The organism is Thalassospiraceae bacterium LMO-JJ14, assembly GCA_021555105.2.
Taxonomy (GTDB): domain Bacteria; phylum Pseudomonadota; class Alphaproteobacteria; order Rhodospirillales; family Casp-alpha2; genus UBA4479.
Map to the genome: position 1 here is coordinate 1,295,313 of CP134604.1, position 26,228 is coordinate 1,321,540.

28 protein-coding genes and 2 tRNA genes are annotated in these 26,228 nt (G+C 58.4%); 19 read left to right on the top strand and 11 right to left on the bottom strand.

The window, feature by feature from the left end:
• The first annotated feature begins 5 nt into the window (after window positions 1-5).
• The 7 genes from L2D14_06330 to L2D14_06360 are packed head-to-tail and all read left to right on the top strand — an operon-like array spanning window position 6 to window position 5,912.
• Window positions 6-338: an STAS domain-containing protein gene (locus tag L2D14_06330; GenBank protein WNK01039.1), complete on the top strand. Its 333-nt coding sequence runs from the start codon at window positions 6-8 to the stop codon at window positions 336-338.
• A gap of 43 nt (window positions 339-381) precedes the next feature.
• On the top strand, window positions 382-1,191 hold the full coding sequence (locus L2D14_06335) for an ABC transporter permease (protein ID WNK01040.1): 810 nt from the start codon (window positions 382-384) through the stop codon (window positions 1,189-1,191).
• Window positions 1,192-1,200: 9 nt separating this feature from the next.
• Window positions 1,201-2,070: an ATP-binding cassette domain-containing protein gene (locus L2D14_06340; protein ID WNK01041.1), complete on the top strand. Its 870-nt coding sequence runs from the start codon at window positions 1,201-1,203 to the stop codon at window positions 2,068-2,070.
• A 10-nt stretch (window positions 2,071-2,080) separates the two neighbouring features.
• Window positions 2,081-3,085 (top strand): MlaD family protein, encoded by a 1,005-nt coding sequence (locus tag L2D14_06345; GenBank protein WNK01042.1) that lies wholly within the window; start codon window positions 2,081-2,083, stop codon window positions 3,083-3,085.
• Entirely contained in the window at window positions 3,082-3,711 is a 630-nt protein-coding gene (locus L2D14_06350) for an ABC-type transport auxiliary lipoprotein family protein (GenBank protein WNK01043.1), read from the top strand. Before L2D14_06345 ends, L2D14_06350 begins: the two co-directional genes overlap by 4 nt.
• The gene (locus tag L2D14_06355; GenBank protein ID WNK01044.1) at window positions 3,708-5,033 is read left to right on the top strand and encodes a class I SAM-dependent RNA methyltransferase; all 1,326 of its coding nucleotides are present in this window, start codon (window positions 3,708-3,710) and stop codon (window positions 5,031-5,033) included. The genes L2D14_06350 and L2D14_06355 overlap by 4 nt, the downstream gene beginning before the upstream one ends.
• 45 nt (window positions 5,034-5,078) lie before the next feature.
• A complete protein-coding gene (locus L2D14_06360; protein ID WNK01045.1) occupies window positions 5,079-5,912 on the top strand; it encodes a hypothetical protein in 834 nt (277 codons plus the stop codon).
• Between the two features lie 3 nt (window positions 5,913-5,915).
• Here the strand turns inward: L2D14_06360 and L2D14_06365 are convergent, their stop codons facing one another.
• The 5 genes from L2D14_06365 to L2D14_06385 all read right to left on the bottom strand — a co-directional run bounded on the left by L2D14_06365 (window position 5,916) and on the right by L2D14_06385 (window position 9,803).
• Window positions 5,916-6,161, bottom strand: coding sequence for a DUF2312 domain-containing protein (locus L2D14_06365; protein ID WNK01046.1), 246 nt, complete (start codon window positions 6,159-6,161; stop codon window positions 5,916-5,918).
• A gap of 105 nt (window positions 6,162-6,266) precedes the next feature.
• Window positions 6,267-7,454, bottom strand: a complete 1,188-nt coding sequence (locus tag L2D14_06370; protein ID WNK01047.1) for an MFS transporter — start codon at window positions 7,452-7,454, stop codon at window positions 6,267-6,269.
• 129 nt (window positions 7,455-7,583) lie between these two features.
• Window positions 7,584-7,748, bottom strand: coding sequence for a hypothetical protein (locus L2D14_06375; protein WNK01048.1), 165 nt, complete (start codon window positions 7,746-7,748; stop codon window positions 7,584-7,586).
• 112 nt (window positions 7,749-7,860) lie between these two features.
• Window positions 7,861-9,003 carry a carboxylate-amine ligase gene (locus tag L2D14_06380; GenBank protein WNK01049.1) on the bottom strand — a complete coding sequence of 381 codons (1,143 nt, stop codon included), beginning with the start codon at window positions 9,001-9,003 and terminating at the stop codon, window positions 7,861-7,863.
• The gene (locus L2D14_06385) at window positions 9,003-9,803 is read right to left on the bottom strand and encodes an N-formylglutamate amidohydrolase (protein WNK01050.1); all 801 of its coding nucleotides are present in this window, start codon (window positions 9,801-9,803) and stop codon (window positions 9,003-9,005) included. The genes L2D14_06380 and L2D14_06385 overlap by 1 nt, the downstream gene beginning before the upstream one ends.
• A gap of 105 nt (window positions 9,804-9,908) precedes the next feature.
• Here L2D14_06385 and L2D14_06390 point away from each other — a divergent pair, with 105 nt between their 5' ends.
• Window positions 9,909-10,133 (top strand): DUF1289 domain-containing protein, encoded by a 225-nt coding sequence (locus L2D14_06390; GenBank protein ID WNK01051.1) that lies wholly within the window; start codon window positions 9,909-9,911, stop codon window positions 10,131-10,133.
• A gap of 12 nt (window positions 10,134-10,145) precedes the next feature.
• On the top strand, window positions 10,146-11,150 hold the full coding sequence (bmt, locus tag L2D14_06395) for a betaine--homocysteine S-methyltransferase (protein ID WNK01052.1): 1,005 nt from the start codon (window positions 10,146-10,148) through the stop codon (window positions 11,148-11,150).
• A gap of 14 nt (window positions 11,151-11,164) precedes the next feature.
• Here the strand turns inward: bmt and L2D14_06400 are convergent, their stop codons facing one another.
• The 4 genes from L2D14_06400 to L2D14_06415 all read right to left on the bottom strand — a co-directional run bounded on the left by L2D14_06400 (window position 11,165) and on the right by L2D14_06415 (window position 14,405).
• Window positions 11,165-11,584 carry a VOC family protein gene (locus L2D14_06400; protein ID WNK01053.1) on the bottom strand — a complete coding sequence of 140 codons (420 nt, stop codon included), beginning with the start codon at window positions 11,582-11,584 and terminating at the stop codon, window positions 11,165-11,167.
• A gap of 34 nt (window positions 11,585-11,618) precedes the next feature.
• Window positions 11,619-12,539: a bifunctional helix-turn-helix domain-containing protein/methylated-DNA--[protein]-cysteine S-methyltransferase gene (locus L2D14_06405; GenBank protein ID WNK01054.1), complete on the bottom strand. Its 921-nt coding sequence runs from the start codon at window positions 12,537-12,539 to the stop codon at window positions 11,619-11,621.
• A gap of 108 nt (window positions 12,540-12,647) precedes the next feature.
• Window positions 12,648-14,150 carry a PAS-domain containing protein gene (locus tag L2D14_06410; protein ID WNK01656.1) on the bottom strand — a complete coding sequence of 501 codons (1,503 nt, stop codon included), beginning with the start codon at window positions 14,148-14,150 and terminating at the stop codon, window positions 12,648-12,650.
• Window positions 14,151-14,330: 180 nt separating this feature from the next.
• A tRNA-Thr gene (locus tag L2D14_06415) sits at window positions 14,331-14,405 on the bottom strand.
• Between the two features lie 355 nt (window positions 14,406-14,760).
• Here L2D14_06415 and murA point away from each other — a divergent pair.
• The 5 genes from murA to L2D14_06440 all read left to right on the top strand — a co-directional run bounded on the left by murA (window position 14,761) and on the right by L2D14_06440 (window position 19,077).
• Window positions 14,761-16,026, top strand: coding sequence for a UDP-N-acetylglucosamine 1-carboxyvinyltransferase (murA, locus tag L2D14_06420; GenBank protein ID WNK01055.1), 1,266 nt, complete (start codon window positions 14,761-14,763; stop codon window positions 16,024-16,026).
• Between the two features lie 160 nt (window positions 16,027-16,186).
• Complete coding sequence (gene hisG / locus L2D14_06425; GenBank protein ID WNK01056.1) at window positions 16,187-16,855, top strand: ATP phosphoribosyltransferase; 669 nt, start codon at window positions 16,187-16,189, stop codon at window positions 16,853-16,855.
• Window positions 16,839-18,140 (top strand): histidinol dehydrogenase, encoded by a 1,302-nt coding sequence (gene hisD, locus L2D14_06430; protein WNK01057.1) that lies wholly within the window; start codon window positions 16,839-16,841, stop codon window positions 18,138-18,140. Before hisG ends, hisD begins: the two co-directional genes overlap by 17 nt.
• 9 nt (window positions 18,141-18,149) lie before the next feature.
• On the top strand, window positions 18,150-18,623 hold the full coding sequence (locus tag L2D14_06435; GenBank protein ID WNK01058.1) for a UPF0262 family protein: 474 nt from the start codon (window positions 18,150-18,152) through the stop codon (window positions 18,621-18,623).
• Between the two features lie 7 nt (window positions 18,624-18,630).
• Entirely contained in the window at window positions 18,631-19,077 is a 447-nt protein-coding gene (locus tag L2D14_06440; protein WNK01059.1) for an arsenate reductase ArsC, read from the top strand.
• A 16-nt stretch (window positions 19,078-19,093) separates the two neighbouring features.
• On the opposite strand, the gene L2D14_06445 is transcribed toward L2D14_06440, so the two are convergent.
• Together L2D14_06445 and L2D14_06450 are read right to left on the bottom strand one after the other, a co-directional pair.
• The gene (locus L2D14_06445; protein ID WNK01060.1) at window positions 19,094-22,216 is read right to left on the bottom strand and encodes a multidrug efflux RND transporter permease subunit; all 3,123 of its coding nucleotides are present in this window, start codon (window positions 22,214-22,216) and stop codon (window positions 19,094-19,096) included.
• A gap of 3 nt (window positions 22,217-22,219) precedes the next feature.
• Entirely contained in the window at window positions 22,220-23,362 is a 1,143-nt protein-coding gene (locus L2D14_06450) for an efflux RND transporter periplasmic adaptor subunit (protein ID WNK01061.1), read from the bottom strand.
• A gap of 184 nt (window positions 23,363-23,546) precedes the next feature.
• Here L2D14_06450 and infA point away from each other — a divergent pair, with 184 nt between their 5' ends.
• The 5 genes from infA to L2D14_06475 all read left to right on the top strand — a co-directional run bounded on the left by infA (window position 23,547) and on the right by L2D14_06475 (window position 26,179).
• Window positions 23,547-23,765: a translation initiation factor IF-1 gene (infA, locus tag L2D14_06455; protein WNK01062.1), complete on the top strand. Its 219-nt coding sequence runs from the start codon at window positions 23,547-23,549 to the stop codon at window positions 23,763-23,765.
• Window positions 23,766-23,810: 45 nt separating this feature from the next.
• Window positions 23,811-24,395: a Maf family protein gene (locus tag L2D14_06460; GenBank protein WNK01063.1), complete on the top strand. Its 585-nt coding sequence runs from the start codon at window positions 23,811-23,813 to the stop codon at window positions 24,393-24,395.
• A complete protein-coding gene (locus tag L2D14_06465) occupies window positions 24,392-25,792 on the top strand; it encodes a ribonuclease E/G (protein ID WNK01064.1) in 1,401 nt (466 codons plus the stop codon). The genes L2D14_06460 and L2D14_06465 overlap by 4 nt, the downstream gene beginning before the upstream one ends.
• A 35-nt stretch (window positions 25,793-25,827) precedes the next feature.
• Entirely contained in the window at window positions 25,828-26,007 is a 180-nt protein-coding gene (gene yacG, locus L2D14_06470) for a DNA gyrase inhibitor YacG (GenBank protein WNK01657.1), read from the top strand.
• Window positions 26,008-26,103: 96 nt separating this feature from the next.
• Window positions 26,104-26,179, top strand: a tRNA-Phe gene (locus tag L2D14_06475).
• Window positions 26,180-26,228 lie beyond the last annotated feature (49 nt).

Genomic DNA, 26,228 nt, shown 5'->3' on the forward strand with positions numbered 1-26,228 from the left:
GACCAATGGAGCATCAATTATCCGAATCCGGCGGCGCGTTAGTCATCGCGTTTGCTGGCGATATCGATCTGCAGACTTCTCCGGATGCCCGAAAGGCTCTGTTGGCGCTGGTCGGCAAAGGACAACCAATTCTGGTCGACCTGTCGGGTGTCGGTTACATCGACTCATCTGGCGTGGCATCGCTTGTCGAGTGCCTCCAAAGCGTCAAGAAGTCGGGACAGAAACTGGCCCTCGTGTCGGTCAGCGAAGGGGCGCTTCGGGTGCTGCAACTGGCACGTCTGGACAGGGTCTTTACGATCTGCGCCAGTGTGGATGAAGGTATTATCGCGGTGGCGTGAAAAATCTTCCCGGTCACGGCCGGGAGAGACGGGGGACGACGACTTGGCGGGGCAAAAGATTACCGCAGTGGAAAAGATCGAAGGGATCGGCAGGACGGCCGTGGCCTTTGTCGAATCTGTCGGTAACGGCGGCATCCTCGTCGCCGAGAGCTTTTACTGGCTGCTGTTCGGTGTTCGTGAACGCCAACCGGTTCGCATGGGTGCGGTAATCCAGCAGATGATGGAAATCGGCGTTGCGGCAATACCGATCATTCTGATGCTGACCGGCACCATCGGTGTCATGCTCGCCATTCAGGGCATTCATACGCTCAGGATATTCGGCGCTGAAAGCCGGGTGACCATCGGCATTGCATTTTCCGTGGTGCGCGAATTCGCCCCGCTGATAACCGGCATTCTGGTCGCCGGACGTTCCGGTTCCGCGCTGGCGGCGAGAATCGGGACCATGAAGATCAACCAGGAAATCGATGCCCTCAAGGTCATGGGCATTAACCCGACGCGGTTTCTTGTTGTCCCGGCCTTGGTGTCGATGCTGGTCATGGTCCCTGCATTGACGCTTCTTGGCAATTTCATGGGACTTTTCGCCGCCGGACTTTATGTAAATGCGGACCTCGGTATTTCGCTCGCGGCCTATGCCCATGACACCATCGATATCCTGTCGCTGGACGACCTCGGTCACGGTATCGGTAAGAGCTGTATTTTTGCCGTGCTGATTGCCGTCATCGGTGTCGTCAACGGGGCCGGTGTGCAGGGCGGTGCCGAAGGGGTGGGCAAGGCAACGACCCGTTCCGTGGTGCAGTCGATTTCGGCGATCATCGTCACCGACATGCTGTTTGCCTTCGTGGCGACGCGGTAGGACCGGATCATGCGCAACCCGCAAAGCATCATGGAAGAACGCAAATCCCGCCAGCGTCCGCCGAGCGGACCCGAGGCGGTGATCGAAGTTGAGAATCTGGTCACGCATTATGGCGAGCGGATGATCCTCAAGGGCGTCAGCATGCAGGTCCTGGAAAACGAGATCATGGTCATCATGGGTGGCTCGGGATCGGGGAAATCGACGCTCCTTCGCCATCTGATGGCGCTCGAGGAGAAGACATCAGGCAACATGCGGATTCTCGGCAAGGATATTGACCAGATCACACGGCAGGAATTTCTCGATGTGCGGAAGAAGCTGGGCGTGGCGTTTCAGTCCGGCGCACTTTTCAGCTCAATGACGGTCGGCGAAAACATCATGCTGCCGCTCTATGAGCACACCGATCTGGACGCTCTGACCATGGAAATCATGGCCCGCATGAAGCTGGAGGTGGTCGAACTCTCCGGCTTCGAGAATCTGATGCCGTCCGAGCTGTCCGGCGGCATGATCAAGCGCGCTGCATTTGCCCGCGCGATCGTCATGGATCCAAAAGTGCTGTTCTGTGACGAGCCGTCGGCCGGGCTCGATCCGGTCGTGGCGTCGGCGCTGGACGACCTGATCCTCGACATGCGCGACGCCATGGGCATGAGTATCGTCGTCGTAACCCACGAACTGGACAGCGCATTCAAGATTGCGGACCGCATCACGATCCTCGATCGCGGCGAAATCCTGATGATCGGCACGGTCGAAGAAGTGCTGGCTTCGAAATCCGATCGTGTGCAGGCACTTTTGAACCGCATCCCCGAAGAAGACACCATGGACCCGGATGACTACCTCAGCCGCCTTGTCGGCGAGAACAACCCGGGCACGGCGCATTTATGAGGACGGACACGTGAGAACAAGCAAGATCAACTACTTCATCGTCGGGCTGTTTGTGATCACCATGATCATAGCGCTGGTCGCGGCGGTCGCTTTGCTGACGGGGCGAACCGGTGCAACGGACAGCTATCATGCTTATTATTCGAATGTGACCGGGGTTAAATTCGGCACCCAGGTGGTTTACGAAGGCTATCCCATAGGTCAGGTCACCGAGGTGACGCCGGAAGAAAAAGACGGCCGCATGCGTTTCCGGGTCGATTTTGATGTTGTCGAAGGATGGCGGATTCCGAACGACAGTATTGTCGAAATAGCAGCGCCCGGTCTGCTGGCCGCCGTTACCCTTGCCGTAGAAGCGGGTAAAAGCACGACCGCGCTTGAACCGGGCGCCGAGGTGAGTGCCGTTGAGCGAGCTGACATGTTTGCCGCCGTCGCCAATGTCGCAGGGGACTTCGGCGATTTGTCGAACAACTATCTGAAGCCGTTGCTCAGGAACGTCGACAACACGGTGACGCAGATCGGCGAGTTTCTGCAGGTCGGGGGCGAAGGCCGCATGATTGCCGCCGATGCCCGCGATACCATGGGCATGGCGCGCAACATCATGTCGGACCTCAAGGACCGCATACCATCGATCGCCGAAAAGCTTGAAACGATCCTGACCGACGTCAGTGTCACCAGCAAACGCCTGAATGACATTCTGACGCCGCAGAATCAGCAGAAAATTCTCGGCATGATCGACAATCTAAATGCGGCGACGCAGAAATTCGATACCGTGCTGATCACCATGAATTCCATCCTCAAGGATATCGACGATCTGGTGCTCGATGATGAGGGTGATCTGGCCAAAACCATGAAGGAAAGCCGCTACATCGCCGAGTCGATTGCGCGCAATATCGATGCCATCAATCAGAACATGGATGGTGCGGCCAGAAACCTGTATGAGTTCAGCCGGCAAATCAGGCAGAACCCGGGATTGTTGCTGGGCGGATCGTCCCCTGAAGACAAAGGAACGGTACAATGATGCAAGCAAACGTGAAACCGGTCCGAAAAATCATGCCGATGGCGTCGCTGATTTTCGCCGCTGTCCTGCTGGTTGCCGGCTGCGCTTCGCAGCCGCCGGTGCCGACCGACAAGTATTACCGTCTGCAGGCGGTCCTGGCCGCAGCGCCGGCTTCCACCCCCAGGTTCCAGGGTAATTTCCAGGTTGAACGATTCACCGCCGATGGCCTGACGGCGGGGCGGCCGATCGTCTATGTCGAATCCAATGACGGGAACCAGCTTCTTGAATATCACTATCACTTCTGGACACAGCCGCCGACGGTCATGTTGCGTGATGAGCTGGTGACGTATCTGCGCGCATCGAAGATTGCCGAGAGTGTTGTGACGCCGGATATGCGCCTGGATCCGCAGTATGTAATGACGGGGCGTATTCGCAAACTGGAACAGGTGCTCGGCTCGCCGAACCGCACGCGTCTGGAACTGGAAATAGCGTTGCGTCAAACCGACAACAACAAGCTGATGTTCCTGAAGTCCTATTTACATGAAAGCAACCAGACGTCGCCCGGTGTTTCTTCCGCTGTCGATGCGCTGAACGAGGCCTTGAATATTATCTATTCCGATCTTCTGGCCGACCTTCGGTCCCTATGAGTCAAAACAAACGGCGCCGGTCTGCCCGGCGCGGCAAGCCTGCCCCTAAGCGTCCGGCCGAAACCGTTGTCATTTCAAAAATCGCCCAGCAGGGCGATGGTGAGGGACAACTGGCCGACGCAACACGCGTGTTCGTGCCGCTGACCTTGCCGGGGGATAAAATCCTTGTGCAGCCGGGGGCCAAGCGTGGCGATGGCCTTGCCGGGTCCGTGCTGGAATGGATCGAACGGCAACCCCGAAAAGAGCCGATCTGCGACGTCTTCGGCACATGCGGCGGATGTCAGCTGCAACATGTTCCGGAAGCGGATTATCGAAACTGGAAGTCGGATGCCGTGCGCACGGCACTGGCACGGCATGGTTTTTCATTCGACATAGAGCCGTTACGCCAGGTTCCGCTGGATGCCCGAAGGCGGGCAACGCTTTCTCTGGTGATGACCGCCGACGGCCCGGTGCTCGGCTTTAACGGGGCGTATTCCGACCGGGTGGTCGGCATGGACGGCTGCCCGTTGCTGGACCCGACCCTTTCGCGCTTATGGGGGCCGGTCAGGGATTTCTGCGTGCAGGTGTTCAAGGCGCCGATGCGGGCCGATATCCGCATTACCGCCGCAGCACCCGGTTCGATTGAAATCGTCGTTGCTGCGGATCAGGAACTGGACCTGGCGAAACGTGAAGCCATTGCCGAATTCTCCGAAGCTCATGATATCGCGCGGTTCTGCTGGAAAAATGCAGGCGCTGCGCCGGAACCCGTTGTGCAGCGCCGCCCCGTGCTTCTGTCCATTGCCAAGGCGGAGATTGAACTCCCGGTCGGAGGATTTCTGCAGCCTTCGGCTGAGGGTGAAGCAACCCTTCAGGAACTGGTGATGGCGGGTGTGGCGGAGGCCAGGAAAGTTGCCGATCTGTATTGCGGCATCGGGACTTTCTCGTTCGTGCTGGCAAGTGCCGGCAAGCATGTGCTGGCCATCGACGATAACGCCGGCCAGATCGCGGCGCTGGATCAGGCAGCGGGCCGGGCCGGGCTCGGCGGACACATCCAAACCGAGGTCCGCGATTTGAAATCGTCACCGTTGGAAGCAGGTGCGTTTGCGGAAATGGATGCCGTGGTATTCGACCCGCCGCGTGCCGGCGCAAAGTCTCAGGCTGAATGCCTTGCCGATAGCGATGCAGGGACGATTGTCGCGGTGTCGTGCAATCCGGCGACGCTGGCGCGTGATCTTCGCATCCTCGTCGATGGGGGCTACCGGATCGAAAGCCTGACACCCGTTGACCAGTTCCCGATGAGCTATCATGTCGAGGCGGTCTGCGTGCTGCGCCGGGCGGGCTGAGCGGCGCCGCTTCCGATTGATGCCGATGAGTGATAGCCTTTTCCTATGAGAAGAGAATCCAGCGTCGAAGAAGTGCCGAAGGCTGGCCGCTGCACACAGGCCCAGGGGGAGGTGTTGATCTGTGCCCCGGGCGGGGTGGAAAAACCCCTTCTATGCGATGCCTCTTTCAGAACCGGGGACAAGGTGCTGGCCGGTGAAAACGCATCGGCGGCTCTCAAATTCACGGACGGCACGATGATCACGCTCGGCCCCGACAGTGTGCTCGTCATCGATGCCTTTGCCTATGAAAGCGACACCGAAGAGGACGCGGCGCTGCTGACGGCAGTGATGGGTACCTTCGTCATAGAAACCGGCGATCTGGCCATTCAGGCCGATAATTTCACCGTCTCGTTGGGCGACAGCACATGCGGGTTGAGATGTGCGCGGATTGCCGCCCGGGTCGATCCTTTGGGATACGACATGGTGACATTGCTGCCGGCACTGCACGGCCCACTGGGCGAAGTGCTGGTGCATAACAAAATCGGCGTGCAGATGCTGAACAGAGTGTGTCAGACATTGCGGCTTGGTAGCGGCGAGGCGGACATTCCGGCGCCGTTGACACTGCCTTCGGGTGTCATCCGTGAGACTTATGCCGGCCCTGGTGTTTCGGATGACCTGTTTCCAGCGGGACAGCCGGATAAGGACGAGGACCTGTCAGAGGAATTTCAGCCGTTTCGCGCGTTGCACGACAGGTTTCTGGAGCGCCAGTTCATGACCCGCACGGTCTTTCCGATTGACGGCCCTGTCATGACGGGAGATGGGGATGAAATGCTTGAGGATGCGTTCGAAGGAACCCGCTTCCGGTTGTCCGACCCGGACCCGGAATCGTCAGGCGGCTGAGCCTCAGTTCATCTCAAGCGCGCGTTTATAGACGTCGATCAATTCTTCCATCTCGGTGCGGTCGGATGAATCCATTTTGCGGAGCCTGATAATTTGGCGCAGCACCTTGATGTCGAAGCCCGTGCCTTTGGCTTCGGAATAGATTTCACGAATGTCGCCGGCCAATGCGGCCTTCTCTTCCTCAAGGCGCTCGATACGATCAACAAAGGACTTCAAGCGCTCGCTCGCGACGCCACCGACATCGGCCATGATCTTGCTCTCCACTGCATTAGTTGACTTTCAGCGCGGCACGTTAGCCTTGCATGGGTGAGCGGGCAAGCCCGCTTGGCGTAAAAAATCTGGGGATATCGGGGATTACTCGGCGGGAGCGGCTTCCGGTCGCTGGGCGGGTATCAGGATTGCCGTCGCGATGAGAACGATAACCGCAGCGGTGCTCATCACCATGAAAAGGGAATCGAAGCTGCCGCTGGCTTCGTGCAGGCGACCGGTCATCTGTACGGCGACGGCGCCGATACCCAGGACCAGAACGGATTTGACCGCATAGACGCGTGAGCGGTACTCGGTGCTGATGTAGTGCGCAACGATCCAGTCGTTGACCGGAATGATGCCGAACGTCGCCAGCATCAACGGCAAGGTCACGGCAAGCGACAGCCAGCCGGCCGCGGTTATCGCCAGTGTGCACATCACCAGTTGCGCCAGAACCAGGCCGATATAGATGCGCTTGGTCTGATAACGGTCCAGCATTTCACCGACCGCCAGTTGCGCGAACGCAGCGCAGGCAAAGACCAGTGCGGTGACCAGGCCGATCTCGGACGTTTCAGGGAGAATGGACGACAGCCGTTCATCCATGATTTTCGGCAGGGAGATCGTGGTTGCCTGAAATATCAGGCCGCCGACCATGGGGGCGATGATGAGAAACAGAAAGACGCGTTTCTGTATGGAAAGCGGGACCTGCGGCGGGGCTTTCTTTTGTTTGGCGACGTGATCCGCATCGACACCTTTCAGCAAATGCAATCCGTACAACACACCGATGCCGATGGACACGATACCGGGGATGATGAATGCCATGCGCCAGCCATATATATCGGCAATGGCGCCGGTGGTCAGGGCCGCCAACGCCACGCCCATGTTGCCCCATACGCCGTTTACAGCCAGCGCGCGACCGACGCGCTCGGCATCCTCGACCACCAGGGCCAGACCGATCGGGTGATAGATGGCACCGAAAATGCCGACCATCGCCAGACCGATTTCGATCTGCAGCGGATCGGCGGCAAAGCCCGTCAGGATCGAGGCGGCGCCGATGCCGATGAAGAACACGAACATCATGCCGGTTCTGGACCATTTATCGCCGAGCCAGCCTGCGGGCAGGGATGCCCCGCCGAAGAAAAAGAAGCTCCACGTCGTCAGCAACAACAGCCGACCATAGGAATCGGCAAACTCGCTCTCCATGGTCAGTACCGCAGTGGTAAAGATCAGCATGAAAAAATGATCGAGCAGATGCCCGAGATTGAGAAACAGGAAATTCCGTTTTGCGGTTGTCATGACATCAACCTAGCAAAACATGTGGCGGCTGTATCACGATGGCAGGACAATAAATATCGCTAAACGGACACATGGAACGACACGCCGTGCCGGCGTGCCGCCAGGAAGAAATGTGAAGGACTCAGACGATCAACCGTGTGCCTTTTCTGCCGTCAGGGCATTGGCATAAGCGCGTTCTGCGTACTTAAGCATCCGGTAATCCAAGGTGTTGTCGGTATCCGTGGCGAGGGCAAAAAGCCGTTCGGCCCAATGTAACTGTTCGCGCACGTAACCGTTCCAAACGATTTTAACCACGTTATGTCTCCCTTTCTGGAACGCCGTGGAACGTATCAAACGATTGCTACAGTATATATATGCCGAACTGAATTGAGAGAATGATCGGGATCACCACTGTACTCAATTTTATTTAAATTTCCGAAAAATCCCGGGTTTCTGCGGCTAAATGATCGACAACGTCGATCAGCGCGGTCTCATTATTATTGCCGTTTTGAAGTGAATCTTCATAACACTTCACCTGTCTGTGCGCGCTTGTCCCTCTTTTGGCGATCTTTTTGAGGTTCATGATCTCGTCCATGCAGCCCAGGGCTTCGGCGTCTTCGTTAACCAAATCGATCAGTTCGTCGATCAGGTCCGCACAGGGAACAATCTCGCCACGGCCGAAGTCGACAAGCCCTCCGTCAAGGCCATACCGTTGTGCGCGCCAGCGGTTTTCGGATATCAGCATCATCGCGTATTGCCGCCAGCGTTGATTTCTCGTCTTCAGCCGCCACAGCATTCTGAGGATGCAGCAATAAAGGGCGGCGACGGCTGCCGCATCATGAATATATGTGCAGATATCGCAGATCCGCATTTCCAGTGTCGGAAAACGGGCGCTCGGACGGATGTCCCACCAAAGCTTGGTTGCATCTTCGATGATGCCGGCGTTGACGAGTGCGGCGACGTGCCGCTGATACTCGGCATGGCTATCGAAGTCGTTCGGCAGGCCGGTGCGGGGCATTTCGTCCCAAACGCTGAGCCGGTAGGATTTCAGTCCGGTGTTCTGGCCCTGCCAAAACGGTGACGAGGTGGTCAAAGCCAGAAGGTGCGGCAGGAAATAGCGGACCTGGTTCATCAGATCGATGCGCAGCTCATCGTCGTCGACTCCGACATGCACATGCATGCCGCAGATCACCAGCCGGCGGACGACAGCCTGCAGATCATTGGCGATGGTGGTGTAGCGTTCCTGCTCCGTGAAACCCTGTTCGGACCAATGCGAAAACGGATGCGTTGATGCGGCAATGGGCATCAGATCGAATTCCGCGGCGATATCGACGATCGTCTGGCGCAATTCGCCCAGCATCTGTGTCGCTTCAGGCACAGAGCGGGCGACCTTCGTATTCACCTCGATCTGCGACTTGAGGAATTCGTGTGCGACCTGGGGGCCCAGTTTCGCCGCGCACTTTTCGTACATTTCCTTAGGGGGGTCCGCCGCCAGAGCCCGGGTCTCGGCGTCGACAAGCAGGTATTCTTCTTCAATTCCAATGGTCAGCGATGGTGCGCCGCCGACCATCAGAACCGCTCGACCCTATGCAGCCCAGGAATATCGAAAATCGGCAAAACGCATTCAGACAGGATATCGACCCATTTCAGAACACCGCTTTTATCCCTGATCTGGTCCTGGTTGATTTCTATGGCACAGTTGGCAATGCCGGCGGCGGCACCGTGCATATCGATGGTATAAGCCAGATCATGACCCGAATAAGGCTCGTTATCACCGACTTCGAGTTCGAAGCGGTCGAGATGTTCCATCAGCGGGACCGCAATGCGCGGATCGCGGTTCCACAGCACGCCGATATCCCAAGGCCTCGGCTTGCCGCCGAAAGTCGGGCTGAAGCTATGGATCGACAGGATCGCCGGGGCCGGGCCGCGGTCCCATAATCTCGCCAGCGCCCGGTTGACGGCATCGTGATACGGTTCGAATATCTGCCGCACACGCTGCCGGCGGGATTCTGACGATAAATCCTGGTTGGCGGCAATCCTGAACCCATCATTCTCCGGCATGATGCTGTCCGGGTGTCCGGGCGGTCGATTGACGTCGATGACCAGCCTTGAATACCCGGCGAGAACGGCCTGCGCATCAAGCCTGGACGCCAGCCCGCGGGTGACGGCGGCGGCACCAATGTCATATGTGATATGCTTTTCGAAGGCCTCATCGGGCAGGCCCAGATTGCCTAGCTGTGCCGGGACAGTGTTGCTGGCATGGTCACAGACCAGCAGCATATGAGCACCGCCCTCGCGATTGATGACCTCGAACGGGGGCGGATCTTCTGGGCCGAGCAGGTCGGGCCCATCATTCGGTAGAGTTGTCATGAAGAAATTATAGCGTGCGTTTTCCCGCTAAGCGATACGGAAAAGCCTTCTCTTGCAATCCATACAGATGCGGATTAAGTCCGGTCATTCGAGAGGAAAAGCCGAATGGACCAGCCGCAGCACATTGAAAGCCCATGCATCAGTGTTTGCCAGCTCGATGACGAGAGCGGGTTATGTCAGGGATGCTGGCGGACACGCGATGAAATCGCTATGTGGGGCAGGGCTACTAACGAGCAGCGGCTCGAAATCCTTGCGAAACTTCACGACAGGCGTGAACAGATGACCGGTATTTCCCGCCGCAAAACGCGCAGACGCGATACCACCGGCTGACGGAGTAATAGAATGACGGATATTCTGTCCAGGCTGCTTGCCGAACGGGATTGGCTGTTATGCGACGGGGCCATGGGGACCAGCTTGTTCCAGCGCGGCCTGGCAACGGGCGAGGCCCCCGATCTATGGAATGTCACGCATCCGGATAAAGTTGCCGAGGTGCATCAGGGCTTTGTCGATGCCGGTTCGGACATCATCCTGACGAATTCCTTCGGCGCCAATGCGTTGAGACTTAAACTTCATGGCGATGAACACCGTGTGGCGGAGTTGAATATCGCCGCGGCCGGAATTGCACGAAACGTTGCCGATGCCGCCGAACGCCCGGTCGTCGTCGCCGGTTCCATCGGGCCGACCGGTGAATTGATGCAGCCGATGGGCGCGCTGACCCCGGAAATTGCCGAGCAGGTCTTTGCCGAACAGGCAGCGGCGCTCAAACAAGGCGGCGTCGATGTCATCTGGATCGAGACCATGTCATCGAAGGAAGAATATGCCGCCGCAGTTGCCGGTGCGGCAAAATGCGGCCTGCCGGTGGTCGCCACAATGAGCTTCGATACCAATGGCTGCACCATGATGGGCGTAACGCCGGAAGAAGCGGCGACTTTCGCATCGTCGCTCGAACCCGCGCTGGCGGCCTATGGATGTAATTGCGGTGTTGGTCCGGCAACGCTGATCGATACCGTGCTGGGATTGAAAAAAACCGCCAAGCCCGGCGACGTCATCACGGCCAAGGGCAATTGCGGCATTCCCGAATATGTCGATGGCGCCATTGCCTATAGCGGGCCGCCGAAAATCATGGCGGATTATGCCCGACTGGCGCGCGATGCGGGGGCCAGGATCATCGGTGGTTGTTGCGGCACCACGGACATGCACGTCAAAGCCATGCATGATGCCCTCAAGGGTTATGACCCGGGAGCGGCACCGGACCGCAGCCGAATCGAGGATATTCTGGGACCGGTTGATCAGGCTTTGCCCCGCGCCGACGGTGCAGGCGAGCGCCCGCGCCGCCGTCGCCGGTAATCAGGGGGCAACGCTTACCAGCTTCCTGTGTTTTCCATGGATGACCAGGGTTCGGCGGGTTCCAGCGGATCGCCTTTCTGCAGCAATTCAATGGAAATGCCGTCCGGTGAGCGGACAAACGCCATGCGGCCGTCACGCGGCGGGCGATTGATGGTCACGCCGCCGTCCTGCAGGTGCTGGCAGAGATCATAGATATTGTCGACGCGGAACGCCAGATGGCCGAAATTGCGGCCGCCGTCATATTCTTCCGGATCATAGTTGTAGGTTAGTTCGATTTCGGCATCCGGGGTCTCATCGGCCGAGAGGAAAATCAGACAGTAACCGTGTTCCGGGCGGTCGCTGCGCCGGACTTCCTTGAGGCCGAGCAGATCGCAATAGAACTTAATCGACGCATCGATGTCCGAAATCCGGACCATGGTGTGCAAATATCTCATGAAGGGCCTCCCCGAAATTTAAGTTATTAGGAACTTAGGGAGTGTGTGCGGCGGTTTCCAGTCCCGTTTCCTGCATACGGACGGCTTCCAGTCCCAGGATTGCCGATTTGCGCACCGGGTCCCACCGATAGCCGGTAATCATGCCGTTATCGCGGATGACACGGTGACACGGAATCACATAGCCGATCAGGTTGTTGGCAATGGCACCGGCGACGGCACGCGCAGAACCGGGGCGCCCGATGTGCGCCGCCAGTGCGCCGTAAGACATGACACCGCCTTCTGGGATACGTAACAGGGCTTCCCAGACTTTGACCCGGAAAGGCGAGCCCCGCAATAACAGCTTCAGTTCGGGCTTCGGGCTGTCATAGGCAAAGGCGCGCTCGGCATAAGGTGCCGTCGCGGCATCGTCGTGAACCCAGTCCGCGCATTCCCATCCGGCTTTCTGTTCGGCCAAAACCGATTCGCGGTTATCGACAACGAAGGATATCCCGGTCAGGCCCCGCGCGTTTACGACAATCAGACATTCTCCGAAAGGTGAAGGGTGGAACCCGTATCGGAACGTCAGGCCCTCGCCCCGGCTTTTGAATTCCCCCGGCGTCACGGCGTCGATGCTGACGAAAAGATCATGCAGACGGCCGGGTCCGGAAAGGCCCGCATCGAAGGCGGTATCAAGAACGTTCGTTGACTGCCTGAGGCGCGATTTCGCGTCTTCCAGGGTGATCGCCTTGAGGAATTTTTTGGGGCTGACGCCGGCCCATTCACTGAATGTGCGTTGCAGGTGATGCGGACTCATGCCGATATGCGTGGCGACATCATCCAGTTCCGGCTGCTCAAGCCTGTTTTCATGAATATATGCAATCGCCCGGGCGATCTGCGTATAAAGCCGGGCTTGGGTTTTCGATACTGATTGCGTGCCGTTATCGGACATATGATCGGTTGTCCTGTGTGCCGTCATGTCGGGATCCTTATTCACGTCCCTGCCTTCAGGGGATTTCCCAACATAATGACTGGATTGTACAGGCCCACCCGAAACTTGATAAAATGACCGCGCAGGGGCAAAAAATCAGGGCTCGAAGTCGGTAATGACCCGCTCTTTCGGAAACGTTACACGGACGGCTGTCCCCTTACCCAGATCGCTTTTGATCGACAGCTTCGCCTGATGCAACTCCGCCAGTCTCCGGCTTAATGGAAGACCGAGGCCGGCACCTTCATGCTCGCGTGTCATTGAATTTGCGACCTGGCCGAATGGCTCAAGTGCGACCCTGATGTTTTCCTCATCCATGCCGGCGCCTGTATCCGCGACCTCCATCGAAATTGATCCGTCTTCGTTTGCGTACCAGCCGAATGTAATCTCATCATTGGTGCTGGTGAATTTGATGGCATTCGTCATCAGGTTGAGGATGATCTGTTTGATCCGGGTTTCGTCGGCAAACAGCCGGACTTTCGGCGGCCTTTCATGATTGGTGATCTTTGTGCCGGCCCGGCGGGCGCGTTCGCTGATCATGCGCAGGCATTCTTCACTCAATTCACGCAGGCATAGCGCTTCTTCATCAAGCTTTAACTCGCCCACTTCGATCTTCGAGATGTCGAGAATGTCGGATATCAGTCTGAGCAAGTGCCTGCCCGACCGGTTGATGTCCGATAAATATTCGTTGACGCTGCCCGCGCCGAGCGTTTGGAAATCTGTCGAAATCAGCAATTCGGAAAACCCGATGATGGAATTCAGCGGGGTTCGCAGCTCATGCGACATGTTTGCCAGAAAATCGGTTTTGGCGCGGTTTGCAAACTCCGCTTCTTCCTTGGCGCTGATCAATGCCAGCTGCGCTTTCTTCAGTTCCGTAATGTCACTGCTGACCATCACGGTATGGCCGCTTTTCAGTGTCACGACCTCGACCAGGCGCCAGTGACCATCCGTTCGCTCAACTTCCAGGCTGCCGTGTGGATCGCGTTTGTTTTGATTCCATTTTTCGATCCAGGCGTCCTCGCGCTCTTTCACGCCGGCGATAATGTTATATTCGAGTGCAGCGCGCGCCCAGGCTTCATAGCCGAATCCGGGCATGGCGATCCCGCGAATGAAAGGATTGCCGACGCGGATCGTGCTGTTGGTCAGGACCAGATTGTCATCCGGATCGAATATCGCGATGCCGGCGGCACTTCGGTCAAGGGCCTGACTCAAGAGATCGCTGTAGGATTCCGCGCTGTCCCAGTCGGTAATATCCGTGTACGTCGTGACAAAGCCATCATTGCTCGGCAAGGGCTTGCCGACGATTGCAATGACGGTGCCGTCTGGGCGAATGCGTTGAAACGAGTGGGGCTGAAACAACTGGGCGAGATCGACGCGTTCCTGTATCTGCTGATCTATGTCCCCCGGCCCGTATTCACCGCGTTCCGCGTTGTAGCGGATAAAATCGGCGAACGGCCGCGGCAGAACGTCATAATCAGGCGGGAAATCGAGAAGTTTTATAAACTGCTTATTGCACAGCACGATGGAAAGCTGGCCATCAACCAGCTTCGTAACACTCAAGCCTTGGCTCATTGAATCAAGGCTCTGTTGGACAAAATCCATGCCGATAAGCTCGGAATAGATATCCTTTGTCTGATCCGTGTCCACTTTTTGCTTCCGTCCCAGCGTCCCGGGAACGACAGTAGCCGATAAATAGCCGGAAATCGATGTATTCCGTAATAGACGGAACGTCTGCACGAAACCGGCAGCGATGGACAGGCTGGCAGGAAAGGAATAATGGAATGGTGCTGCCGGAGAGATTCGAACTCTCGACCTCCCCCTTACCAAGGGGGTGCTCTACCCCTGAGCCACGGCAGCCCCTGAAGTGCGGCGGAACATGCCACAGGGTTTCGATAGAGGCAAGGCCGGAGACAACGTTGAATGACGAAATCTGAACCCCCCGGAAATACGGACAGGCCTTCACCCAAGTCGGGCGGCAAGGAAGACCGGCGTGTCCGTGCTGCCCGGGCTCTGCGGGAAAACCTGAAAAAGAGAAAACAGCAGTTAAAGGCCCGGGAAAAGCCTGAAAAATAGCTATCCACGTCATATTCGCGCCATATCCGACCTGCATACCTGACTTTATACTGGCTCTTACTTGCACCGGCGGGGCGGGTCGCCTACAAGCCGATACAAACTGGCCGATACAAACTGTACGGGATGATTTGAGGAACATATGGATCGCATTCGTATCACCGGCGGGCGGCCGCTGAATGGGGAGATTGAAATCGGCGGTGCCAAGAACGCGGCGTTGCCTTTGCTGGCGTCTTCGATTTTGACGCCGGGAACGCTGGTGCTCGAAAACCTGCCGATCGTTGCCGACATACGTGCAATGGCCCTGCTTCTCGCCGAGCTGGGCGTGCAAACCGAGATGGATGCGGAAAGACGCGCTATATCCATGGTTGGCGATAACATCACCGAAACCACGGCACCGTATGACATTGTGCGCAAGATGCGCGCATCCGTGCTGGTGCTGGGGCCTTTGCTGGCCCGTTTCGGCAAAGCCCGTGTCAGCCTGCCGGGCGGTTGCGCCATCGGCACACGGCCTGTCGATCTGCACCTTAAAGCCCTTGAGCAGATGGGGGCGAAGATCGAACTGAGCGGCGGTTATATTAATGCTCATGTGAATGGTCGCCTTAAGGGCACGCATATTCTGTTTCCGTCCATTACCGTGGGCGGCACCGAGAACATTCTGATGGCGGCGGTGCTGGCCGACGGTGAAACCGTGATTGCCAATGCGGCGCGCGAGCCGGAAGTGACGGACCTGGCGCGTTGTCTGCAGGCCATGGGGGCAAATATCACCGGGATCGGCAGCGATACCCTGCATGTGACCGGGGTCGAGGAATTGGGCAGTGCGCGCTATTCCGTCGTGCCGGACCGGATCGAGACAGGGACCTATGCCGTCGCCGCCGCAATTACCGGCGGCAATGTTTTGCTTCGGCATGCGGAAATGGCCAGTAACGAAGCGGTCTTTGGATTGCTGATGCGTGCCGGCGTCGAGGTCGTGGAAAGCGAGGATGGCATCCGTGTCACCCGCCAAAACGGCCGAATTCGCGGTGTCGATGTGATGACGGAGCCTTATCCCGGCTTTCCGACCGATATGCAGGCACAATTCATGGCGCTGCTGAGCCTTGCCGAAGGGGCATCGATGATTACGGAATCGATCTTCGAGAACCGCTTTATGCATGTCCCCGAGCTGTTGCGGATGGGCGCAGACATCAATGTTCACGGCTCTTCGGCGATCGTCAGGGGGGTGCCGAAGCTTTCCGGTGCACCGGTGATGGCTACCGATCTGCGCGCATCCGTGTCGCTGGTGCTGGCAGGACTTGCGGCCGAAGGGGTGACGGATGTGAACCGGGTCTACCATCTGGACCGGGGATATGAGCGGATTGAGCAGAAATTGGCTGCCTGCGGCGCCGATATCGAGCGGATGCCCGAATAAAAACCTGTTCTTGCCGGCGGCGACAACTGTAGTTCCAGGCTTAAACAGCTTCTTCGCAGCCAAATCATAGGTAATCCACTGGCAATACGGGGCAAAAACCTCTAAGTAAGGCTCGCTTTTGCCAGCCTGAAGGCATGGCACCTGTAAAAAGGACAAGATCGTGACGGCAAACGAAAAAATCGTCCTGGCGCTGCCAAAGGGGCGCATCCTCAAGGAAGTGATGCCGCTGGTGCGTGCAGCCGGGATCGAACCGGAACCCGCTTTCGATGACAAGGATGCGCGGCAGCTCCGATTCGAGACCAACCGGCCCGAAATCGACATTATCCGTGTCCGTTCCTTCGACGTTGCGACTTTCGTCGCTTTCGGCGCGGCGCAACTGGGCGTTTGCGGTAACGATGTCCTGATGGAATTCGACTATCCGGAGATCTATGCGCCGCTCGACCTGAATGTCGGCCACTGCCGTTTGTCGGTGGCGGAACCCGTCGATCTGGCCGGCGAGGACGATCCCAGGACATGGTCATCGGTCCGTGTCGCCACCAAGTATCCGGCGCTGACCCGGCAGTATTTTGCCGCGCGCGGCGTGCAGGCGGAATGCATTAAGCTGAATGGTGCCATGGAACTGGCGCCGCCGCTCGGGTTGTGCCGCCGTATCGTCGACCTGGTATCGACCGGTGCGACGCTCAAGGCCAATGGCCTGGTCGAGGTCGAGACGATCTGCGAAATCACATCCCGGCTTTGCGTCAACCGGGCGGCATGGAAAACCCGCGCCGATGAAATCAGCGCCTGGGTCGAACGCTTCCAGGAGGCCACCGATGCCGTTGCGGCTTGATCAACGGAGCGGGGATTTCGAAGCACGGTTCAAGGCGTTTTTGTCTGTAAAACGCGAAACCGAAGCCGACGTCATTGACGTGGTGAAGGCGATCCTTGCCGATGTCCGTGCCCGCGGCGATCAGGCGCTGGTTGATTACACGACGAAGTTCGACCGCTATCCGTTGACGCTGGAATCCATGCGGATCACGCCGTCGGAAGTCGCCGAATGCAAGAAGCAGTGCGATAGCGAGACCTTGAAAGCGCTGAACGTCGCTTATGAACGGATCGTTGCCTTTCACGAACGTCAGCGCCCCGATGACCTGGACTTTATCGACGATGACGGCGTCGGGTTGGGGTATCGATGGACATCAGTCGGCGCCGCCGGGCTTTATGTGCCGGGTGGGACCGCAGCTTATCCGTCATCCGTATTGATGAATGCCGTCCCGGCCAAGGTTGCGGGCGTGCCGCGCCTCGTCATGGTCGTGCCGACACCGGATGGTGTTATCAATCCGCTGGTCATGGCGGCGGCCGACCTGGCCGGTGTCGACGAAATTTACCGTATTGGCGGGGCGCAGGCTGTCGGCGCACTGGCTTATGGCACCGAGACGATTGAAGCAGTCGACAAGATCGTCGGTCCGGGGAATGCCTTCGTGGCGGCGGCGAAGCGCGAAGTTTTCGGCACCGTCGGTATCGACATGATCGCCGGACCGTCGGAAATTCTGGTTTTGGCGGATGGTCAGAACGATCCGTCATGGATTGCCGCCGATCTGTTGAGCCAGGCCGAACACGATACTGCCGCGCAGGCGATCCTGATCACCGACGATGCGGCATTTGCCGACGCCGTCATTGAGGCCGTCGAGAGTCATCTGAAGACACTGCCGCGCACGGAAATCGCCCGTGAAAGCTGGAACAATTTCGGTGCGGTGATCCTGTGCCAAAGCCTGCAGGCGTCATTGCCGCTGGTTGACCGGCTTGCCCCTGAACACCTGGAAATCGCCGCCGACAATGCCGATGCGCTGGCTGCGGGTATCCGCAACGCGGGCGCTATGTTCCTCGGCCGTCACGCACCGGAAGCGATCGGCGATTATGTTGCCGGGCCGAACCACGTTTTGCCGACGGCACGTTCAGCCAGATTTTCCAGCGGGCTCGGTGTTCTCGACTTTATGAAGCGCACGTCGATGATCCGCTGCGATGCGGCAGGGCTGCGCAAGATCGGCCCCGCGGCAAAACGGCTTGCCGATGCTGAAGGGCTGGGCGCACATGCGCTTTCCGTATCTATCCGACTGAACATCGCATCGGAATAGGATGGCGGCATGAGTGAAACTCAGTGCATCGCCAATATCTATCTCGACGAACGTTCCGTTGTCCGGCTGAGCCCGCAGGTAGATCATGAGCGCAAGGTTGCGATCTTCGATCTTCTGGAATCCAACAGTTTTGATCCGGCCGGTCTGCCCAAGGGTCCGTATAACGTGATCCTGTTGATAGAGGATAACCGGCTGGTTTTTGATGTCCGCGATATTGCCGACAAGAAGCTCGACCGCTTCAGCCTGCCGATCGGCGCCTTCCGGCGCATCGTCAAAGACTATTTCATGATTTGTGACAGCTATTTCGAGGCCATCAAGCGATCCTCTCCCTCGCAGATCGAAGCCATTGATATGGGGCGGCGCGGCTTGCACAACGAAGGTGCGACGATCCTCAAAGAACGTTTGTCCGATAAGGTTGAGATCGACGATAATACCGCGCGCCGCTTGTTCACGCTGGTCTGCGTGCTGCACATCCGTGCATGAGGCGCCGATGAGCGATCTGCCTTCCGCCGTACTATTCGCCTGCACGATGAATTCTGTGCGCTCGCCGATGGCAGAGGCGATTATGAAATTTCTGCATGGCCATCGGGTCTTTGTCGATTCCGCCGGGGTGCGCTCGAAAGACATCGACGGCTTTGCGGTCGCGGTGATGGATGAAATCGGCATCGACCTGTCGCGTCATCACGCAAAAACGTTCGATGATCTGGAAGACGATTATTTCGATATCGTCATCACACTGTCACCGGAAGCGCAGCATCGGGCGATCGAACTGACCCGGGTCATGGCGTGCGACGTTGAATTCTGGAACACCATGGATCCGTCGCTGATTGAGAGCGAGGACCGTGAAGTGGTGTTGCAGGCATACCGCGATGTTCGAGATCAGTTGATGCAGCGGATTAAGGACCGCTTCCCGCTGCAGACGGCCATGGATACCTGACGCATTTTCAGAGCGCCTAAGCGGCTCCGGATTTCTGCGGCCGGACTTTCTCACGCAACGACTGAATGAAGACGTATAACGGCGGAATGAAGAAGATGCCGATGAATGTCGCTGCGACCATGCCACCGAAAACGACAAATCCGACAGACACCCGGCTCGCCGCCCCGGCACCGGAGGCGACGATAAGGGGCGAGACGCCCAGAATAAACGACATTGCCGTCATCATAACGGCGCGGAACCGGAGCCGGGCCGCTTCCATGGCGGCATCGTAAATGCTCAACCCGTCTTCACGCCGGACTTTGGCGAACTCGACGATCAGGATGGCGCTTTTCGCGGCAAGACCTATCAGCATCACCATGCCGATCTGTGCATAGAGATTGAAGTTCAGGAACGGAAGCAGGCTGATCGGCACCAGCGCACCGAAAGCGGCAATGGTGACGGACAGGATCACCGAGATCGGGATTGTCCAGCTTTCGTACTGTGCGACGAGGAACAGATAGGCAAAGACCACGGCAAGGCTGAAGATCGCGACGACGAGCGCGCCGGCCTGTTGTTCCTGCAGGGCGGTCCCGGTCCAGCTGAGGGCATAGCCCGGAGGCAAGGCTTCGGCGGCCAGTTTTTCCATCGCGGGGATGGCTTGTCCGGTTGAAAAGCCGGTTGCCGGTGTCGCGTTGATGTTGGCGCTCTGATACTGGTTATAGCGCTTGATGCTGATCGGCCCCAGGATCGGCTTGATGCTGACCAGTGCGCGAAGCGGTACCATGTCGCCGGCACTGTTACGCACATATAGCCGGTTGATGTCCTCGATCTTCGAGCGATATTGCGATTCCGCCTGTATGCGGACCTGATAGATCTTCCCATAAAGGTTGAAGTCGTTGATGTAGCTGGAGCCGAAATTGGCCTGCAGGGTCGAGAAAATATGATCCAGCGGCACACCGAGCACCTGCGCCTTGTCACGGTCTACATCCAGAAACAGCTGCGGCACGTTGGCCGAGAACGTCGAAAAAGTCCGCGCGAATGCCGGGCTTTGATTGGCATGCACGACAAGGCTCCGAACGGCGGCGGCCATTTCCTGGGGCGAGCGGTCCTGCAGGTCCTGCAATTCAGCCTCGATGCCGCCCGACGTGCCGAGGCCCATGATCGGCGGCAGCGGAAACGCGAAGGCGTTGGCGCTCGATATTCCGGCGAGCTTTGCGTTGATCTTCTGCAAGATCTCATACCACTTAAGACCCGGTCCCCGCCGTTCGTCCCATGGCTTCAGGATCGGGATAACCAGCGCCGCATTCGACGCGGCCCCGGAAATGATGCTGAAACCGGTGACGGAAATAACGTCCTGCACGCCCTCGGTCTTGAGCATCATGTCGACGACGTTGGTGACCACTTCGTTGGTTCGTGTCAGCGACGCCCCGTCGGGAAGCTGAATGTTCGAGAACAGCACGCCTTTGTCTTCCGTCGGCAAGAACCCCGTTGGTGCGGTTTTGAACATCATAAAGGTGGCACCACCGAAGATCGCAAAAACAGCCAGCGAAAGCAGCAGGCGCCGCGCCATGACGCCAACGATCCTGACATAGCTGTTGCGTCCTGCACCGACCATGGCAGCAAACCACTTGAGCGGGCCTTTCGGCACACCGGCACCCTTCTTGAAAAGGATTGCGCAGACGGCCGGGGCCAGGGTCAGGGCGTTTAACGACGAGAACGAGACCGCGACACAGATGGTCAGCGCAAACTGGCGATAGAGTTGCCCTGTAACACCCGGCATAAAGGCCACCGGCACGAAGACGGCGAGAAGGACCAGCGTCGTCGCAATGACGGGGCCGGTGATCTCGTGCATGGCCTTGCGGGTCGCATCAACGGCATTCTGGTCTTGTTCGTCCATGATCCGCTGCACGTTCTCGACAACGACGATGCTGTCGTCGACGACGACGCCGATGGCCAGGATAAAGGCGAAGAGTGTGATCATGTTGATCGAGAAGCCGGCAACGTAAAGCACCGCGAGCGTGCCGATCAGGGACACAGGTATAGCCAGGGTCGGCACAAGCGTTGCGCGCCAGTCGGCCAGAAACAGAAATGTTACGAGGACGACCAGAACAAAAGTGATGAACATCGTCGTCACCACTTCTTTAATAGAAGCCCTGACGGCACGCGTGGTGTCATAGATGATCTTGGTTTCCACACCTGGCGGAAAGCGCTTGGTCAGCACTTCGAGTTCCGCATAGACGGCATCGGCAACATCCAGGGCATTTGCCCCCGGTGACAGGTAAACCGCAATGGCCGTGGCCGGCGCATTGTTCAGCCTGGCGCTTGAGGCATAGCTTTTGGCGCCGAGTTCGATCCGCGCGATATCGCGAAGCCTGACGAAAGAGCCGTCCGTGTTTGCGCGGATGATGATGCCGCCGAATTCCTCGACCGTCTCGAGACGGCCCTTGGCCTGAATTGAAAGTTGGAATTGCGGGGCGCCGGCGAACGGGGGCGCACCGAGAGAGCCGGCGGTGGCGAGAATATTCTGCTCGTCAATGGCCTGCGCAACATCGGTCGTGGTTATGCCGAGCGCGGTCATGCGCTCGGGATCCATCCAAACCCGCATGCCGTAGTCGAGGGCGCCGAACTGCGAGACGCTACCGACACCGCTCAGGCGCGATAACGCGCCTTCGATGTTTATCGATGCATAGTTGCTGAGAAAAATTGCATCCCGGCTCTGGTCCGGGGACACGACATTCACCACCAGCAGCATGTTCGATGACTGTTTTTTTGTGACGACTCCTGAACGTGTTACATCGGACGGTAGCCGTGGTGTGGCAATGGCGACGCGGTTCTGTACGTTGACCGCGGCTATATCGGGATCGGTGCCGACGGCAAACGTGACAGTCAGTTCATAGCTGCCGTCGTTGCCGCTCGACGATGACATGTACAGCATGTCGTCGACGCCGTTGACCTGTTCTTCAATGGGGATGGCGACGCTTTGCTTGACGACTTCCGCATTCGCACCGGAATAGCTGGCGGTCACTTTGACCTGTGGTGGCGTGATGTTCGGGTATTCGGCAATCGGAAGGGCGCCGAGGGCAATGGCGCCGGTCAGCGTGATGATGATGGAGATGACGAACGCAAACCGCGGGCGGCTGATGAAAAAGTCAGAGAGCACGGATCAGGATCCCTTTCCACTCTCTGCGCGAAGTGTTGGGACAACTTTTGTGCCTACGCCGGCTTTCTGGATGCCCTGGACGATCACACGTTCGCCGGTGGCAAGACCATCACTGACGATCCATTCACTTTCAATTTGGGGTCCGACGGAGATGCGGCGCATCTCAACCCTGTCCTCGCGATCGACGACAAGTACGAAATAACCGGTCGCATCCTGTTGCACGGCCACCTGCGGGATGGCGATGGCGCGTTCGACGGCTTTCTGGCGCACCAGTACGGAGACGAACTGGCCGGGCAGCAGAAGTTTATCCGGGTTCGGGAATTCGGCGCGCGCTGTAATAGTGTCGGTGCCTTCGTCGACCTTGGCGGCCAGATACTCGAACCGTCCTTCATAGGAAAAACTGGAGCCATCGGACAATAGCAGCGACGGCGCTACCGGTGGGTTATCGAGGTCGATGCCGCGTTTGCGTGCACTGATCAACTGTTCCTCGCTGACCTTGATGGTAACGTATATGGGATTATAGCGGGTAACCGTGGCCAACGGTTCACTCGATGGATTGACCAGATTGCCGACGCTGTAGGTCGCACGGCTGATCCGGCCATCGATCGGGCTACGGATTTCGGTGTAATTGAGATCAAGGCTTGCCGCTCTGAGAGAGGCCTGGGCATGCAGGACTTCGGCCCGGGCCGAGGCAAGCGCCGCTTCGGATTCATCCAGCATAGCCTGGGATACATCGTTACGCCTAATCAGGGACTTCTTGCGTTTGAAATCAGCTTGGGCGTTCTTTTCGGTGGCCTCGGCGGCGGCCAGTTCGGCACGGCGCTGCTCGACGACGATTTTGTAAGGTTCCTGCTCGATGATGAACAGCAGGTCGCCCTTGGCGACATCAGCACCTTCGCGAAAGTTTCTCTGTTCAAGGAATCCTTCGACGCGGGCACGGAGATCAACGGTCTCGATCGCTTCGGCGCGCCCCGGATATTGAAAGACGGGCGTTACTTCGCGTTCGGCCGCTTCGATGACGACAACGCTGGGGCCGCTCTGGGCGGGCTTTTCCTGAGCCAGGGCGCCGGCGAGGGGGATCGCGACGAAGGTCAGGACTAAAACGCCATATTTCAGGCGGGATTTCATATGTTCTAACTGTATCATGTCGGCTGCTCCGATGCTGCAGCGCAACATACCAGACGCAGAACAAAGAGAAATACCAGATTTGTCGCGAATTGTCGTAGCGGCGGTTTTTCCCGGCTGTAAATGGGTGGTTTTATTGAAAACTTGACCAATCGCGACGATATGGGCATGGTCTGCTCGATTTTGACATCAGGCATGGAAAAGTATGGCTAAAGAAGACCTCCTAGAGTTCACGGGAACCGTGATGGAACTGCTTCCGAACGCAATGTTCCGCGTGAAACTCGATAATGAGCATGAAATTCTCGCCCACACGGCGGGCAAAATGCGCAAGCACCGTATCCGTGTGCTCGCCGGCGACCGCGTCAACGTTGAAATGACGCCTTACGACCTGACCAAGGGTCGGATCACTTTCCGTTTCAAGTAATTGAGGCGTCCATGATGACGCACCTTTTTTGAATCCGAGTTTTTTATGAGTGCCCGGCTCATCCTTGCGTCCGCATCGCCGCGCCGCCTTGAGCTTCTGGCACAGATCGGCATTACACCTGACCTCGTCGCGCCCGCTGACATCGATGAGGCGCCGCTGCCACGCGAGCGCCCGCGCCAGCTTGCCGAGCGTCTCGCCGCTGCCAAGGCGGCTGTCATTGCCGCTCAGCATCCTGACGATTTCGTCCTTGCCGCCGATACCGTGGTCGCGCTCGGTCACCGCGTCCTGGAAAAACCCGCCGATGCCGACGAGGCCGGCCGTTTTCTGGAACGTCTGTCGGGCCGGCGGCACCGGGTCATCGGCGGTTTCGCCGTCGTTGCCCCGGGCGGAAAAAGCGTCATCAGGAGCGTCGTTACACAAGTTCGTTTCCGCCGTCTCGACAAGGACGACATTCGCGCCTACGTCGCCACGGGCGAATGGGACGGCAAGGCCGGCGGCTATGCCATTCAGGGCCGGGCGGCGGCCTTCATTCCCTGGATCAACGGATCCTACAGCAACGTCGTCGGCTTGCCGCTCAGCGAAGTTTCCGGTGTGCTCGCCGGTCTCGGCTATGGCAGGCGTGCCCCGTGAGCGGGGCTGGACGTATCGTTATCGAAACCCGACCGGGCGAAGTCCGGGCCGCCGCACTTGACGACACCGGACGGCCGGTCGCCTTTCGTATCGAACGCGAAACGGGCCGCAGTCTGGTCGGGGGCATTTATCTGGGCCGTGTTCAGGCCGTGCGCCGTGAAATCGGCGCGGCTTTTGTCGATATCGGCATCGGCGTGGACGGGTTTCTCAACCTCAAGCAGGGCGCTGCCGCCTGCACCGGGGCGGCGATCGTCGAAGGGGCGGCAATTCCGGTTCAGGTCAGCCGCGATGCGGCGGAAGGCAAGGGGCCGGCGCTATCGAGCGTTGTCGATATCGTCGGTGCGGCGCTGGTGCTGACACCGGGCAAGCCCGGTCTCGGGCTTTCCGGCCGTATTTCCGATGATGACGTGCGCGCACGCCTGAAGGGACTGTTTGACGGTCAGGACTTCAGTGCCGTCGGGCTGGTTGTGCGGACCGCTGCCGAAGACATGACGGATACGGATATTCTGGCCGCATTCTCGACGCTGCAGAACCGCTGGCATGACATGCAAGAGCAACTCAAAACCCTCAAGGCACCGGCGGTCCTGCAGCCGGCGCCCGGCCTCGCCGAACGCATGATCAATCAGTTCGCGGGGACGCAGACACGCGAAATCATTACCGACGATACGGATACATTGCTGCGCCTGCAGGCGCATATTCTGGGTGCCCTGGATGCGTCGTTGCCGTCACCGTCTCTATGCCCCGGCGGCATGCCCGCGTTCGAGGCGGCTGGTCTTGAGGAAGCCTTCGAGGCTGCGTTATCGCCGTTCGTAGCGCTTCCGTCCGGGGGAAGCCTGATTATTACCGAAACCCCGGCGATGACGGCGGTCGATGTCAATGCCGGGCGGACGGCTGGCGGGAATCCGGAACGTCTGGTGCTGGAAACCAATCTGGAGGCCGCAACGGCGTTGGCGCACGCGTTGCGCTTGCGCGGTATCGGCGGCCTGATTGCCGTCGATTTTCTGAAGATGCGCGAGGAAGCCAGCCAGAAGCGTGTGCTGGAGACACTGGGGAAGGCCTTCAGGGGCGATCCGGAGAACCCCCGCGCCGGGACTTTCAGCCGGTTCGGCCTTGTCGATATCGTACGTCAGAGCAGGGGGCCGTCATTGGGGGATGTGCTGCTGGCACGAACGCAATCACGGACACCGGAGAGCGCGGCACTCGATGCGCTGGCCCGGATCGAACGCCGGGGCGGCAGCGGCGCGGTGCTTCGCGCATCCCCGGCGGTGTGCGCCTGTCTTGAAGGGCCGCTTCTGGAAATCCGTAAAAACCTTGAACAGAAGCTGGGATTTGTTATTCGTCTTGAACCGGTGCCCGGCGCCGGGATGGAAGTGACAGAGGTTGAAACCCCCAGATGAATGCCGATCCGGAAAATCCCAAGACCGCCAAGGTAATCCCGCTCAGGGGGGCCAAGTGCCCGATCTGCGCCAAACCGGCGACGGCGGAAATGCGGCCGTTCTGCTCCAAACGCTGCGCCGATCTCGATCTGGGCCGCTGGCTGGGCGGGGATTATCGCCTGCCGACGAACGAAGCCCCCGGCGATGCCGAAGCCGGCTTCGACGAAGACGAATAAAGTCTTTCATCAAGTGGAAAATTCCGTCTTCGGGGCGCTGGACAGGCCCCGGCATATCTTCTATAAGCGCCTGTCTTCGCGTTCGCGCGATACGGTGCCCAGGTAGCTCAGTTGGTAGAGCATCGCACTGAAAATGCGGGTGTCGGTGGTTCAAATCCGCCCCTGGGCACCATTTTCTCCCTAAGTCCTTGGAGAGAAATAACTTCTTTAAATTCATAGCC